Here is a 15,002-nt window from a genome sequence, read left to right on the forward strand (position 1 = left end):
CAGGAGAGATTGATGTCGGACGAGGAAGTTCGTACTATTACCTGTTCTTTTGCTAACGAAGGAACGTTATATATGGCCTACATGCCTTTCCTTCATGGCGGCGGCCTTTTTATCCGCACCAACCATAGTTTTAATTTAGGTGAAAAGGTCAGTCTGGTAATAAATCTTATGGATGAGCCGGAAAGTTACAAGATTGACGGACAGGTTGCCTGGATAACGCCGAAAGGGGCGCAAGGCAGTAAACCAGCGGGTATAGGCGTGCAATTCATCGGAGAACAATGCCGGCATTTCTGCAATAAAATAGAAACTTACCTGGCAGGCATGCTAAAATCATCGCAAATGACCGATACGATGTAATGTAATGCTTGTTGATTCTCATTGCCACCTTAATTTTATTGATTTATCGGATTTTGATAATAAACTGGAAAAGGTACTTCAGGCGGCCAGGGCCAACGATGTTGATCATCTGTTGTGCGTGTGTGTTGATCTGAAAGACTACCCCGAACTATGCCGCATCGCTGAAACGTATCCCAATATTAGTATTTCCGTCGGCTTACATCCCAACAGTGAGGTAGAGACAGAGCCGGACGCGGTAACATTATGCGATATGGCAAAACACAAATCCTGTATTGCTATCGGAGAAACCGGTCTTGATTATTACCGTACTACGCAAGAGGATGCCCAAAAAAAGCAACGTCAGCGCTTTAGTGAACACATTCACGCGTCGTTAACCACATCAAAACCATTAATAATACATACAAGACAGGCCGCAAAAGACACCCTCGAGGTTATGAAATCCGAAAACGCCGAAATAACAGGCGGCGTTATGCATTGTTTTGCGGAAGACTGGGACATTGCCGTGCAAGCCATGGACATGAATTTTTATATTTCGCTCTCGGGAATTGTCACCTTTAAAAATGCTCTCGCGTTACATGAGGTTGCCAAAAAAGTTCCTCTTGATCGATTGTTGATTGAAACCGACTCACCGTATCTTGCCCCGGTACCATATCGTGGCAAACAAAATCATCCCGCATTGGTGAAATATGTAGCAATGGCTATTAGCGAGATCAAGGGAGTCCGCTATGAGGAAATAGCGAGACAAACCACCGACAATTTTTATCGTTGTTTTAAGCTCCGTTGAGATCAGGGTGTGTTTTTACAAAATAACCGTAGCCCGTAAAAAGGCCTGTGGCCGTATTGCGGGTTTCTTGTTCCAATACTCTATTATTCTTTACAAACCAGGCTAAACAACATACAAACGATAGAACAAAATAACAAACTGAACGCAAATAATTTTTCATCAAAAACGACAAGACTGCCCACAATGCCGGCGATTATTGCCGACAATGACATTCTGACCGTATTAAATAATGCGATAGCCGTACTGGCCTGGTGCTGATAATCGGATAAAGCCAGCGACAACGTTGGGGGATTGGTTAATGTTACTCCAAGGTTAATAAGTAACAGCGGTGCCAGGCTGACTAATGATAGTCCATTTAAATAAAACAAAACGACGGTTAACAAGGAGCCTGAAACCATAACGCGGCTGCCAAAACGAATATTCCAGGGTAAATTACGGTGTTTTCTGATTTTAATGCCTATCCAATTACCGAGAATCATGATCAAACCGTTGCTTGCGAAAAAGATGGAAAAAAGCGTTGGGGAGATCCCCAGATTATCAATCATTAAATAGGCAATATTGACAACCACAATCATCACACAGGAATAGGATGCCGTAATAATGGCAATGGTGATCCATAAGCGTTTATGTGTTAAAAGTCCTTTATATGCCCATAGAAGTTTTTTGAATGTAAGCCGATCCGGGGAGTCACGCCAGAAGGGCGACTCACAAAGGCAATAGCGGGAAAACAACAAGAGTAACCCCCCTCCCAACGCCATAAACAGGAACGTTGTCCGCCAACCCAGATAAACGAAAATGACAGAGCCAATCAAAGGCGCGAAGATGGGCGACACGGAGACTATCATCGCAATATGCGATAATAGCCTTGCCCTGTCGGTACTGTCTTCCTCGTCACGGGAACAGGAAAAAGCGACCACGTTGGAGCAACAAACGGCAAATCCCTGTAAGGCACGACCCGCTATTAATGTCTCAATATTGGGAGCGAGCATACAAATGATGGTCGCTAAAAGAAAAAGATACAAACTGTATCGCAAAATTTTATTCCGTCCATAATGATCAATGAACGGCCCCCAAACAAGTTGGGATATTCCAAAAATGAAGAAAAATAAACTTAATGTTAACTGACCGAGAGCGTGGGATGTATTAAAATAGCGGGTAATAGCGGGTAAGGCGGGTTGATAGAGATCGAAAACCAGCAATGAAAACGCGGCCAGAGCGCCCAGGTATAAAAACGGTGTTTTTTTACGTTGCATAAATACCAAACCCCTGTTGGCAGCGAATGTTTTAATAAATAATGGTCTGGCAGGAATAATGCTGCCTGATTGTGGCTGCCTTTCATCTGTTGTGTGGTTTTTCAGGTCAGTTTAACCGAGATTATTAACAATTAATAATAAAAAATAAAAAGCGGATGTCATCGTATGAAACTGTTTATTGGTTTAATGTCTGGTACAAGCATGGATGGCGTTGATGCGGCGTTGATCAATGCGGAAACAAACACCCTGATTGATGGCACGACACGCCCTTATGGAGAACATGCCTTGCGGGCGCTTAATGAAGTGTTGGCAGGCCGGCAGGATTTCAAGACCTGTAACCGTTTAAATGTTCTGCTGGGACAGGAATTTGCAGAAGCGGCACTGTGCCTGCTGAACAAAAACGGCGTTAATCCTGCGGATATTATGGCCATTGGCAGCCATGGTCAGACACTCTGCCATGATACCCGTGGCGACGTACCTTACACGGTACAGTCAGGATGTGCGCACACCATTGCGGAATTAACCGGCATACAGGTTGTGGCTGATTTTAGAACCAGAGATATTGTTCTCGGCGGGCAGGGCGCCCCATTCGCTCCCATTTATCATCAGACGTTATTTCGTGATCTGGAACATCCTCTGGCTATAGTGAACATCGGCGGTATAGCGAACGTCACGTTTCTTGGCCATGATGGGGACGTGAGTGGATTTGATACCGGTCCTGGAAATTGTCTGATGGATGCCTGGATTTATCAGCAAAAAGGCAAGCATTACGATGACAAGGGCATCTGGGCTGGGAGCGGTGAGGTGATAGAGGAGTTGTTGTTATTGCTTTTGAACGATCCGTTTTTCAGGCAAACCTGTCCTAAAAGCATAGGCAAGGAATATTTTTCCCTGCCGTGGCTGAAAAAAAAGATTACGGCCGCAGAATACGAACCACAGGATATTCAGGCTACGTTATTGCATGTAACGGCGGCCACTATTGCGCAAAGTATCATCGCCCAGCAAATCACGCCCAAACAAGTGCTTGTTTGTGGCGGCGGGGCACATAATTGTCAATTATTGCAAGTAATACAATCGTTTATCCTTGATATACCTGTCCGCTCTACAGAAGTGTTCAACATTAATCCTGATTTCATTGAAGCGCAAATGTTTGCCTGGCTGGCTGAAAAAACACTGACCAATGAGCCGGTTAATTTGCTGTCTGTTACAGGGGCACGTAAAAAGGCAGTATTGGGTGTGATCTACCCGGCAGGGATTGACAAATGAATTTCGCTTGATGTGTAATGTGTCTTTTAATTAGCACAGTATTAATTTTGAATACACAAAAGATAAGTTTTAAACATCATAGTAAGTTAAGCGCTTATATTATTTTCCTCCTGGCAGCAAGTTTTTATCTCTACGAATTCGTTTTGCAAGTAGCCCCCGGCGTTATGGCGGAATCCATGATGCAAACGTTTCAAGTGAGTGCGGCAGGATTCGGAATCGTATCGGCCTTTTATTTTTATGCTTACGCACCCATGCAGCTTCCGGCCGGTGTGCTATTTGATCGTTACGGCCCCCGTAAATTAATGACCTTTGCCGTTTTATTGTGTGCCGTTGGCTCGTTTTTCTTTGCATCAACCAACAGTCTGGTTACGGCGGCACTTGGACGGTTTCTCATAGGAATCGGTTCCGCGTTCTCATTTATAGGTGTGCTGGTGCTCATTTCACGCTGGTTTCCGCCTCATCAATTCGCTTTATTGGCCGGTATTGCCCAGTTGATGAGTTCAGTAGGCGCCATGTTTGGTGAAATGCCGCTGGCGGCGTTGATTGAACAGGTAGGCTGGCGAAATGCCAGCTTCATATTGGCAGCTGTAGGGTGTGCCCTGGCAGCTTTAATCTGGTTTGTTATTCGGGATTACCCGCACCAACCAACCCAGACACCGCCCAAAAGACAATTTCTGGATGAATGTCGGCGCCTGTTAGACGTCTGTCGCCAATCCTATACCTGGAAGACCGGTGCCTATGCTTTTACTATCTGGACTCCCATAGCGGTGTTTGCAGCTCTCTGGGGGGTTCCTTACCTGCAACAAAAATTTCATATCAGCGTGCTGGCCGCTTCCGGTTTATGCAGCATGATTTGGCTGGGAATTGGTGTGGGAAGCCCTTTGCTGGGTTGGGTTAGTGATCGTTTTGCCAGCCGCCGCCTCGCCCTGATTATCAGTTCAATATTCGGTTTGCTGGCAACCGTTTTATTAATGTACGTACCCGGTATACCTATTACTGCCATGTATTTTGTGTTGTTTATGCTTGGTCTGGGAGCCGGCGGACAGACCGTCAGTTTTGCCGTTGTTAAAGATAATAATCCACCGGAGCTGGTGGGTACTGCCTCCGGTTTTAATAATTTATCCGTGTTGGTAGGCGGTGCTGTTTTTCAACCTTTGGTGGGTGTGTTTTTGAAGTATAGCGGCAGCTCACATATCGTGAATAATGTACCCGTTTACTCGGTTGCCAGCTATAACAAAGCGCTCCTGGTGATGCCGTGTTGTTATCTGGCAAGCTTGTTTGTGGCCCTGTTCCTGTTAAAAGAATCACATCCGGGCAGAAATGGCCGGATGTGATTGTAAAAGGAATCAAATACAGCCGTTTTAATGATGAGTTGATATTGCTTCAGGTAGAGCACTTGGCCGTGACCGTTGATTGTCCATTATTGGTCACATCAACCCGGGCTCCGTTGTCTGCAACGATATGCAAGACATCACCGTTTCTCACAACCAGAGAAGTGGAATCCCCTTCTTTCATGGGAATACCATTAATTTTACCGGATTTTTTTTTCATCACACCCAATAATAAATCATCGTTGTCGCTGGTCTTTATTTTACAGCTTATAGTGATTTTCCAGAAAACGGGGTTGTCGACATGGGTTATCTTCCCTGGCTTGAACTCGTAGGTTTTTGATAATGCCTCATCGGCGAACAAAGTGTTGGAAAACAAAGTGCAAGCGAAACATAACGGTATTCCATATTTACTAATCGACATAGTTGTTCCTTCTGATTAAGTCCGTTATCAAAATAAAAAAATTATTGTTAAAATGCAAGCGTGGCAATAAAAGCAAGAGACAGACAATGCAATATCGAAGAGCCAATGTTTCGGAATTACCCAAGATTAATGAGTTTATTTACCAGTCAAAAAATTATTGGGGTTACTCCCCGACATTTATGATGGACTTCATGAATAAATGGGGCGTTACATTGTCTTTTTTTGAAACCTGCGAGATTATTCTGGCCGAGGAAAATAATACACTTCTTGGCTTGTTCGCTTTTAAAATCAATGAGGATAACAAACCGGAACTGGATTTGTTTTTCATAAATGCAAAAAAGATTCAACAGGGACTTGGCAAATTAGTGTGGCAACAGGCGATTGAATATGCAAAAAACAAGGGTTGGCATGAATTTTTGTTGATTTCCGATCCGAATGCGGAAGGTTTTTACAGAGCGATGGGCGCTGAGGTAATCGATACCTACGAATCTTTTCCAGGCCGGTTTGTACCGATCATGCAAATAAAAATAAGTAAACAGAGCCTAATACCTGAATCATTCAGCCTGAAAATACCTTGATAGGTACTCTTGCGCGTACTGGTTACCCTTGGCGACCTCGTCTTTTAAAATATTTTTTAATCTGGCGCTGTCCGGCATAATAGTATCGTTGCCCGTAATGAGTAAACTGCACAGAATATCGAGCGCCGAGATGGCATATTCGGGATCGTCTCCTCTGGAGCACAGACGTAAATAATGAATCGCCTGATCCGCATCCCGTTTGAAACAGGATTTAATATCACTGTCTACGGCGTCTCCGGGTTTTTCAATGCCGGCAAACCATAAAGCGGCGCTGTAAGCCACGTCCTGATGACCAAGCTCTGCCAGTTCGTCGCACAAAGCGAGCCACTTGTTGTAATCAGCCTTGATACTGCAGCAACAGCCGGCCATTTTCCCGGTTAAATAGGCGTTTACCAGCATTTTAACCGCCTGATTGTCACCGGCCTCTATGGATTGCCGTAAATAATATATGGCTTTTTCCTGATCCTGATGTTGTAACTCAGGGTATAACACGCCGGCATATACAAGACCGGAGGCGAGGGCGGCTTGCGCATCATCTTTATTACAATCCGCGCAATCCCTGGCATAACAAAATACGTCGGTCGCACTACAGGAACCACCGCAACATGATGGTTGCTTGTCTGAATTATCCTGGTTCATACTCAATCCTCATTGTTACTACTACCCTTTCCATTTAGTTTTGACAGGTTGGCTTGCACAGAATGTTTGTCTTTTTGTCATCCCCGCGAAGGCGGGGATCCATACTGAATCAAGCACTGAGCCACATCAGGAATGGTTTCCCGCCTTCGCGGGAATGACAGTTAACCTGTCAAAATTACATGGAAACAGTACTACATACTAAATGAACGAGAACGAGGTGGTTTGAAAAAATTAACATCCAGTTCACTCGATTTCGCGCTTTCTTTTAAATCCTGTAATTTATTTTTTATTTCATCTTGTATTTGAGCGACGTTACCTCCGGACTGTGGCTCACTCTCCGAGTGAGCATTGAACAGTTTCATTTTAGTTTCTTTAAACTGTTCTTCTCGTTGTAACAATTCCTTTTCCCGGCTAGATAACTCATCTTCCCGCTGTCGCAGCATTTCCTCCTGGTCTGCCTGTTGGATTAGTTTGTCTTCTTCCCTGGATTTATCGTTAATAGTGTCAAGTTGATCCGTCATGGACGCCAGCGTTTGTTTTTGAGTATCCAGGCGGGACAATTCACCGTTTTCCCATTTTAAATCAGCACTGGTATTATTGATATTATTGGTATGTTCGGCCAGTTTTCCTGTCACGTCGTCGTTGTTTTTTTGCTGAAGGGTGCGGGCAAAATTGGTAATTCCCAAACCACCGATAACCGTACCCAGATAGATGCCTGCCGCGACACCGGTCGCTATATTAAGACCGGGAACCGCCAGGGTTAAAATGGAAATGACCCCGAAGGCTACACCGGCAAAAGTAGAACCCACCAACAGGTTTTCACCAACTTTTCTGACTTTATTGAAAGCACTTGTCCATGTGGCGGGCACACGATTATACTGTGTCTTTTCAGGGGCGGGTTTTTGTATGTTTTTTGACTGGTAATTAGATAAAGTATTCTTCAGCTTCTCGTAATGGCTCGCATCAATATTATGACTTTTATTGTCCCTGATTTTCTCTTCCAGTACCCCGGTTATGATCTTGCTATTGTTATCATCAAGACCCTTATCGGGATCCAGTTGCTGTGCGAAGGTTTTATTGAATTTCTCAACGAAATCCTTTTCCGAATCTTTCACCTGTCTTTCGTTGTTTTCAAGCGTATTTTTCAGGGTATCTGCTTGTTTTCCAGTAATTTTTTCCCTGATGTAGCCAATACGAAGCTTTAACATATTGGCTTCTTCCTTGTTGCGCACGGTTCGATAATTGTTGATCCCTTTACGAATACCGAGAGCGATGCCTCCAATAACTAACGAGCCAACAACGGCCGCGGTGATGCCGATTCCAATCGGTGTGGTCAGGGCCGCAATACCCAAAACCGGCAAAAGCAACTGATAACCTAATAAAAAACCAAAAACAGTTCCCGCTCTGGTGCCTGCCTGAATGACTGGTTCCAGATATCGTTCCGGCTGGCTTCTCTTGGCTAATTCATCGCACAAAGCCTCGCCGGCTCCAGCGTCCTTGATGATGTCCAGAGTTTGCTGCGCGATTACATCCTTTTTTCTGGTTGTTTTTTTCTGCGTGATACGTTGTTCTATTTTAGCAATATTCGCATCAATTTTTTTTATTTTACCGTCATCCTTTTCGTTCATTTTTTTGTTTTCAAGCGCTTTGATTTGATTGTACTCTTTTCTGTAGGGAACCAACTCGGAATCAATGGCGTTTAACTGATCCTGAAAAGCAGCTTTGACGGCTTTGTTATTAATATCAATGGCTTCAGACAAACGCCAGGACTTGCCTTTGACCAGATCCACTTCAGTCATTTTTCCTGTAATGGATTCGACATATTTGGCCAGATTTAATAATTGTTCATCGGACAGATCGCTCGCATTTTTTTTAACTATTGAATCAGGCATTAATTCTCCCCATCATCAGGATAATTATATGATTGTATTGTTTATAGTTTAGATGAATTTCAATATAAAATATTATGTATTGCTTATAGATTTTGTTGATACTTCCTGATTTGGTAGTGAAAGGTGTTTTACTGGTTCAGTTTTTGCAGAACCTAGTGTCAGATAGATTGATGACGTCGGGCCAAAGGGGCCCGACCTACAGCAAATCATGGCAGGTGCACGAAACCTGGGGCGTATTGACAATTGGTTTCCACGCCTGTGTGCCCTAGCAAATAACACAACGCTTATCGGCCTGCTCCTTCTCGTCCTCATAAGGCTTTTCAATATAACCATGCTTTATCAAATGGTACTCCGCAGCTTTAGTAAACGCGAGGTCAATATTTTTGCCGGTTTTGGCACTGGTTTCGTAATAAGCGTCAAAACCATATTTTTCAGCCAGGGCTTTGATGTCTTCCGAACTAATGACGCGTTTGGATACCATATCCGTTTTATTGGCAAGAAGTATCTTTGTGGTTGACGCCCCAGTCCAACGACTTACTTGTTCCATTATATCTGAAATCACATTCTTCCTTTCCGTTACGTCTATGACCACCACGGCAACATGAATGCCTCTTCTATAAGCAACATCTGTTCTCATAAAAGGCCACAATTGTAAACAAAGCGGTTTGTCATGTATCAGTATTTTTTTCAACTGAAAATCCGTCCCAGGCCTGAAAAAATCGCCAGTGAAGGTTCCGTTAACATATTTCCGGGCAACACTGCTTGCACCGGCATAATCACTAAACATCATTATTTTGACATGACGGATATCAGTCGTGTCCGTGACAGGGAACACGTTTGGCATGATTTGATTAAACGCTTCTTTGGTGGGTGGTTTCGGCGGGTAGGAATCAGCCGCTTTTGGTGATTTTTTGAAAAATCGTTTGTAAAAAGCAGGTGAGGGCGTTGACGGCCCTTCTTCCGGCACGGTTTCTTTCGGCATTTCGATAATACCTCGTTTTATCAGGGTTTGCTCGGCCGCTTTTGCAAACGCTTCTGAAATATTTTCTCCAGTCCTGGCGCTGGTTTCGAAATATGTTAAACCAAATTTATCGACAAATTCCTTGATTTCCTCCGAACGGATCACACGTTCGGCTTTAAGATCGGCCTTGTTGGCAAGAAGCAGCACAGGCATAGGAGGACCATAACGCTCGACCACTGATAAGTGCCGACTTACATTTATGAATGAAGTTTTGTCGCTCACATCAAAGACCACCATAGCAACAGAGGCATTCTCAAATAGACCATCGTAGTTCATAAAGCTGGTCTCATTATGCTCAAAAATAGATAGCTGAGCTGCTTTCTCATGCGTTATGATTTGTTTTTTTCTGTAACCAAAATCTATTGTAGGAGAAATAAAACAGTTCACAAAGGTCTCGTCTAGATAACGCAACGTACAACAACTTTTACCGACACCGGAATCACCCAGTAACAGGACGTTTATTTTATGTAACTCTACCTCATCTGAAGACGAATGTGTCGGCGGTGAGTAAGTGGAATAATCAACGTGAGGCGGGGTGGTTGCCGCAGGTTCAAAAAATGATCTTGCAGGAACGCGAACCTCATGCTTAACTGGAGGTGATGTTCGAGTGTGGGGAACTTTTTTTGTGGATCCCACAACAGTCGGGGTTTTTCTGGTCGCATCCACCGATGTTTCTGTCTGCAAAGCAGGGATCAATGCAAACGCCGTTTGGACTTTTTCATGTATATCCCTAAGTGTTTCAGCTTGATCCCGAGTTATTTTTTCCATAAGGACAGGCGTTAACAGCACACACACAGCGGTGTTTTCATCCGTTTCACAGGCATCCATTATACTCGCGTCGTCCAGGGTTATGACTCTATTGATAATGTCATGATAATCAACGGGAGTTATATCAAAAACCTCCAGCATGTCGGGAGTATGGGCTGCTGAATTAAACGGGGTTGCCACAGCCATGTCCTCTGTTTCCACTGAACTGGTCGCGGAAGTGTCATAATCAATGATTTCTTCTTCTATCTCAATACGTTCTTTCCCTTTATCGGAATCGAGGGAAACTTCCTCTGCTGCAATTTTGTCCGAAGATGTAAATAACTCGGGTTTCTCGTCATGGAGTTTGGCCAGTTTTTTGTTGAGAAATTTAAAAATAAATCGTTGCAGGGGATCGTTGACCTTGAAATGTTCAATAGGATTTCCGGTTAATATTTTTCGGGTGTAAGGGTGAGTATTTTGCTTTGTGAACCACTCCTCCAAACTGGATTTATCATAACAATACTTGTCTTCACCAGGCATAAACATTGGTTCGCTCATGAATTCACTTGAAACAGGACAGACGTATTCCTCTATCTTTTTTGCATCTATTGTATCAAGAATATAATTTATTGCTTTTTCATATTTCTTAACATCTGCGGTATTGTCGATATAGATTGTTGGCATAAATATAACCTTATTAAAACAAATAATTGGGAAATAATTTACCATATTAAAATTAACAAACGCTTAAGCGCTTGCGGCAATTGTGATATTATTTTCTGCAAATCATGTCTGTCACCCGCATGAAACGCCGTGGAACGCGGCCTTTAAAGGATAACCCTATGACCAATTTACCTGACTGCCCGAAATGCCATTCACAATACACCTACGAAGATGGTTTGCTGCTTGTTTGCCCGGAATGCACGCATGAATGGCCGAAAGCCGTTGAGGAACAGGAGAACGACAGCGCCCGTGTTATTAAAGACGCCCATGGCAATGTGCTTGCTGACGGCGATAGTGTCACAGTCATCAAGGATTTAAAAATAAAAGGCTCCTCTCAGGTTGTGAAGGTAGGCACGAAGGTCAAAAGCATCCGTCTGGTGGAAGGCGATCATGATATCGACTGCAAAATCGATGGTATAGGCGCCATGAAATTGAAATCACAGTTCGTAAAAAAGATATAAACGTATTATGTCCTTTATCGTGGATCCGCGCATTGTTTCAACCTGCATTGAACTGGGTGACTGGTCTTTGTCGCGGGTTTTTCTCAAAAACAACGCCGATTATCCCTGGCTTATTCTGGTTCCCCGTGTGGACAATATTCAGGATCTGGACCAGTTGCCGCAAGAATTGCAACATACGCTTATGGATGAAATCAGCCGCCTGTCTACTCTTGTGCGTGATTATTTCACACCAGATAAAATCAATGTGGCGACATTGGGCAATATAGTGTCCCAATTGCACGTTCACGTTGTGGCCCGCTTTACAAATGACAGGCTGTGGCCGCATGGAATTTGGCAGGATGTCCAGCCATCCCCATCCCGGGAAGAAAATACACGTCAGACCCTCGTTGAGGAATTACGGATCCGGATTAATTCATTCATCGTGCCGGAGAATCAGGTTTAAGCGTTCCTCCACAGTGGTTACCGGCAGTACGACAGGGTGGTAGCCCAGCGAAACATACGCTTCGAATAAATATTCACCCAGCAATTTCGCCATGTCCTCGTTTTCGCGGCGAACACCATCGCGCTCAACAGGCAGGCCGCTACAGAAGAATATGCGCTTGTAGCGTCGATGGCTGCATGCCTTGTAAGCGTCTGTCAGAGGGAAATTGTGAAATCGATAATAGGCAATACTGTCCGGTGTACCCCGATCAAAAAATATCTTTTTATCGGGAGGCAATTGACGTTCCTTTCGTAGCTTGATAGAAAGAATTTTGCGCTGCAGAGACCAGGCGTCCTTTTGAATCATGTCCAGACTGATGTGACATTGTAATAACCGATTGATGTAATCCCGGGCGACTTCCGGCGAGGTTGTGTACCCCATTGACGCTAACAGATTAATTAATGTTGTTTTTCCCGAACTGGGTGGCCCGGTTATAATATCCCAATTAGTTTGAATCATAGGTCTGTACGGCCTGTCGCTATCGTTATACGATAACATGATTCATCATTGGTATGTATCATTTGTGAAATATAAGGATAACCATGAAGCTATCTTTCCTGGGTGCAACAGAGACGGTCACCGGATCCAAATATCTGGTTGAATGTGGAAACAGGAAAATTCTCATCGATTGCGGGCTCTTTCAAGGATTAAAGGATTTAAGATTACGAAACTGGCATCCATTGCCGGTGGAACCGTCCTCTATCGACGCGGTTTTATTGACCCATGCCCATATTGACCATTCCGGCTATTTGCCGTTGCTGGTAAAAAACGGGTTCCAGGGATCCATTTACGCCACCAGGGCAACTATGGAATTATGCAACATCCTGCTGCCCGACAGCGGCCATCTTCATGAGGAAGACGCCAATCGCGCCAACAAATACGGATACAGCAAACATCATCCCGCGCTACCCTTGTATACGGAGAGCGACGCACTTATCGCTTTAAAACAATTTGTCCCGGTCAATTACAATCAAGCTTATTCTTTCTTTGAGTCTCTGCAATGCCGCTGGTATCGAGCCGGGCATATTTTAGGTTCCTCGTTTATTGAAATAAAACATAACTCTACAAAACTGTTATTCAGCGGTGATATCGGTCGCCATCACGATCCTGTCATGAAACCGTGGCAACAAATCGACCAGACGGATTATCTGGTTCTGGAATCCACTTATGGCAATCGTCTGCATGAAAAAAGCGATCCGATGACGGTTCTCGCAACAGTGATTAACGCTACGGCAAAGCGCGGAGGAACTTTACTGATTCCGGCATTTGCGGTAGGTCGGGCACAGACCATGTTGTATTATCTTTATCATCTGAAACAAAGCGGGCTGATCCCGGATTTACCCATTTTTCTTGACAGTCCCATGGCGATTGACGCGACACAGGTATTGCTCAACAATAGTGATGAACATCTCTTAACGCCCAAACAATGTTTTGATATTTGTCATGTGGCTCATTATGTCAATACGCCTGAGCAATCGAAAAGTATCGACCGGATGACCGTACCCAAAATTATTATTTCAGCCAGCGGCATGATGTCTGGAGGTCGTATTCTTCATCATCTTAAAGTGTTTGGCCCCGATCCCCAAAACACGATTTTATTGACCGGGTATCAAGCAAAAGGTACACGGGGCGCACGCATGGTGGCTCATGAGTCGGAAATAAAAATTCATGGTCAGATGGTACCGATTCGCGCCAGGATAGAAATGCTCGCCAACACATCCGCCCACGCCGATTATGAGGAAATTTTATTATGGCTGGGACAATTTAAACAAGCCCCGAAAACGACGTTTATTACTCATGGAGAACCGGAGGCGTCCCTGGCGTTAAAAGAGCATATCGAAGAACAACTAGGCTGGAACTGCGTGATACCTCACTATCTGGACACGGTGGATCTGTGCTGAATTTACACTTTACTGACGAAAGGGACGTTGTGTATGGTCTGGTGATGTTTTAAGCTATAGTTAGGATAGATGAAATCATCTTTATTTAATTATTAACACGGTAATAGGCTATGAGCTATCTAGAGCGAATTCAAAATTCCTGGCAATTTCTTGTCGATTGTGCCAGGTTTCTGAAAAAAAACCCGGATCTTTTCGTTCTGCCGCTGATAAGCCTGGCGGCTCTGGGCGGCATTCTTGCGTCACTGATTGGTTATTCCTCACTCCATTTTGGCCAGGTACTGAGCCTTTATGATAAAAGCCCGATTGCTTTGATTGCCGGATTGGCGGGGTTGTACTTTATTCTCAGTTTTATCGTTCTTTATTTTAACGCCTCGTTGGTAACCTGTGTGATGCAACGGTTACAGGGTACCCATTTGAGCGTTTTCCGGGGATTACGCCTTACTTTAAAGCACGCAGGGCCTCTCTTGCAGTGGACATTGATCAGTTCCACCGTTTGTCTCCTGATTAACTCGCTGGAACGGCTGCACAGTGCGATAGCTGATTTTTTATCGCTGATCTTCGGTTTTTCATGGGCGGTAACCACTTATTTTGTATTGCCGGTCATGATTGCGGAAGGGAAGGGGCCTATCAAGGCATTCAAGCTTTCAATTCAATTGATTGGAAAAGGGTGGCGAAAGCTGTTATCGGTTAATACCATTTTTTATCTTATTCTTCTGGGGCTGGTTGTTATCGGTTACGGATTACTTTATTTTTTCCCGCAGTTCATTGAAGTACTGCCCATTAATTTACCTGTACTGGTCTTTCTTTTTGTCTCATGGCTGGTTATCAGCAAAACGTTCAATGTGATTTTTAACTGTGCCTTGTATCTCAATATCCAGGGCAAGTCTATTCATCAATTTAATGATGAGTCAATAACCAGAATGATGGCAAAACAGCAGTAATAGTTCCCTGTAGCCCGCAATACGGCCACAGGCCTCCTTACGGGCTACAAAAAAGGGTGTCAAATAACATTTGGATTCACAAAGCCTGGTGTCAAGACTGTTTTTTTATTTCTTTTCTGATAACCTTACAGGGCGTAAGATATATTCTTCCCCAATCCGCAATCTGTGGATATTTTTTTTAAACACCCCGTATTTTTTTCAATGAT

General features: G+C 43.9%; 15 protein-coding genes. 9 read left to right on the forward strand and 6 right to left on the reverse strand.

Annotation, left to right across the window (positions count from 1 at the left end; all coding sequences use genetic code 11):
* The first annotated feature begins 12 nt into the window (after positions 1-12).
* Both CKW05_RS07440 and CKW05_RS07445 read left to right on the forward strand, forming a co-directional pair.
* Positions 13-357, forward strand: coding sequence for a PilZ domain-containing protein (locus tag CKW05_RS07440; protein WP_058483465.1), 345 nt, complete (start codon positions 13-15; stop codon positions 355-357).
* A 4-nt stretch (positions 358-361) separates the two neighbouring features.
* Positions 362-1,141 carry a TatD family hydrolase gene (locus CKW05_RS07445; RefSeq protein ID WP_058483466.1) on the forward strand — a complete coding sequence of 260 codons (780 nt, stop codon included), beginning with the start codon at positions 362-364 and terminating at the stop codon, positions 1,139-1,141.
* Positions 1,142-1,224: 83 nt separating this feature from the next.
* On the opposite strand, the gene CKW05_RS07450 is transcribed toward CKW05_RS07445, so the two are convergent.
* Positions 1,225-2,394: a multidrug effflux MFS transporter gene (locus CKW05_RS07450; RefSeq protein ID WP_065238397.1), complete on the reverse strand. Its 1,170-nt coding sequence runs from the start codon at positions 2,392-2,394 to the stop codon at positions 1,225-1,227.
* Positions 2,395-2,559: 165 nt separating this feature from the next.
* Here CKW05_RS07450 and CKW05_RS07455 point away from each other — a divergent pair, with 165 nt between their 5' ends.
* Both CKW05_RS07455 and CKW05_RS07460 read left to right on the forward strand, forming a co-directional pair.
* On the forward strand, positions 2,560-3,660 hold the full coding sequence (locus CKW05_RS07455; RefSeq protein ID WP_058483467.1) for an anhydro-N-acetylmuramic acid kinase: 1,101 nt from the start codon (positions 2,560-2,562) through the stop codon (positions 3,658-3,660).
* Between the two features lie 47 nt (positions 3,661-3,707).
* The gene (locus CKW05_RS07460; protein WP_231950724.1) at positions 3,708-4,994 is read left to right on the forward strand and encodes an MFS transporter; all 1,287 of its coding nucleotides are present in this window, start codon (positions 3,708-3,710) and stop codon (positions 4,992-4,994) included.
* Positions 4,995-5,043: 49 nt separating this feature from the next.
* Here the strand turns inward: CKW05_RS07460 and CKW05_RS07465 are convergent, their stop codons facing one another.
* Positions 5,044-5,412 carry a hypothetical protein gene (locus tag CKW05_RS07465; protein WP_058483469.1) on the reverse strand — a complete coding sequence of 123 codons (369 nt, stop codon included), beginning with the start codon at positions 5,410-5,412 and terminating at the stop codon, positions 5,044-5,046.
* Between the two features lie 86 nt (positions 5,413-5,498).
* Here CKW05_RS07465 and CKW05_RS07470 point away from each other — a divergent pair, with 86 nt between their 5' ends.
* The gene (locus CKW05_RS07470; RefSeq protein ID WP_058483470.1) at positions 5,499-5,990 is read left to right on the forward strand and encodes a GNAT family N-acetyltransferase; all 492 of its coding nucleotides are present in this window, start codon (positions 5,499-5,501) and stop codon (positions 5,988-5,990) included.
* On the opposite strand, the gene CKW05_RS07475 is transcribed toward CKW05_RS07470, so the two are convergent.
* The 3 genes from CKW05_RS07475 to CKW05_RS07485 all read right to left on the reverse strand — a co-directional run bounded on the left by CKW05_RS07475 (position 5,967) and on the right by CKW05_RS07485 (position 10,973).
* Entirely contained in the window at positions 5,967-6,629 is a 663-nt protein-coding gene (locus tag CKW05_RS07475) for an SEL1-like repeat protein (RefSeq protein WP_058483471.1), read from the reverse strand. The genes CKW05_RS07470 and CKW05_RS07475 overlap by 24 nt on opposite strands.
* Positions 6,630-6,820: 191 nt before the next feature.
* Entirely contained in the window at positions 6,821-8,521 is a 1,701-nt protein-coding gene (locus CKW05_RS07480; protein WP_058483472.1) for a hypothetical protein, read from the reverse strand.
* A 265-nt stretch (positions 8,522-8,786) separates the two neighbouring features.
* Positions 8,787-10,973 carry a U-box domain-containing protein gene (locus CKW05_RS07485; RefSeq protein WP_058483473.1) on the reverse strand — a complete coding sequence of 729 codons (2,187 nt, stop codon included), beginning with the start codon at positions 10,971-10,973 and terminating at the stop codon, positions 8,787-8,789.
* A 158-nt stretch (positions 10,974-11,131) separates the two neighbouring features.
* Here CKW05_RS07485 and CKW05_RS07490 point away from each other — a divergent pair, with 158 nt between their 5' ends.
* Complete coding sequence (locus CKW05_RS07490; protein ID WP_058483474.1) at positions 11,132-11,473, forward strand: zinc ribbon domain-containing protein YjdM; 342 nt, start codon at positions 11,132-11,134, stop codon at positions 11,471-11,473.
* A 7-nt stretch (positions 11,474-11,480) separates the two neighbouring features.
* The gene (locus CKW05_RS07495; protein ID WP_058483475.1) at positions 11,481-11,915 is read left to right on the forward strand and encodes an HIT family protein; all 435 of its coding nucleotides are present in this window, start codon (positions 11,481-11,483) and stop codon (positions 11,913-11,915) included.
* Here the strand turns inward: CKW05_RS07495 and CKW05_RS07500 are convergent.
* A complete protein-coding gene (locus tag CKW05_RS07500) occupies positions 11,886-12,413 on the reverse strand; it encodes an AAA family ATPase (RefSeq protein ID WP_058483476.1) in 528 nt (175 codons plus the stop codon). The genes CKW05_RS07495 and CKW05_RS07500 overlap by 30 nt on opposite strands.
* Before the next feature lie 83 nt (positions 12,414-12,496).
* Between CKW05_RS07500 and CKW05_RS07505 the strand changes: the two genes are divergently transcribed.
* On the forward strand, positions 12,497-13,855 hold the full coding sequence (locus tag CKW05_RS07505) for an MBL fold metallo-hydrolase RNA specificity domain-containing protein (protein WP_058483477.1): 1,359 nt from the start codon (positions 12,497-12,499) through the stop codon (positions 13,853-13,855).
* A 110-nt stretch (positions 13,856-13,965) separates the two neighbouring features.
* The gene (locus CKW05_RS07510; RefSeq protein WP_058483478.1) at positions 13,966-14,796 is read left to right on the forward strand and encodes a DUF6159 family protein; all 831 of its coding nucleotides are present in this window, start codon (positions 13,966-13,968) and stop codon (positions 14,794-14,796) included.
* Positions 14,797-15,002 lie beyond the last annotated feature (206 nt).

Origin of the sequence: Legionella spiritensis, from assembly GCF_900186965.1 — a bacterium.
In the GTDB taxonomy this organism is placed as follows: domain Bacteria; phylum Pseudomonadota; class Gammaproteobacteria; order Legionellales; family Legionellaceae; genus Legionella_C; species Legionella_C spiritensis.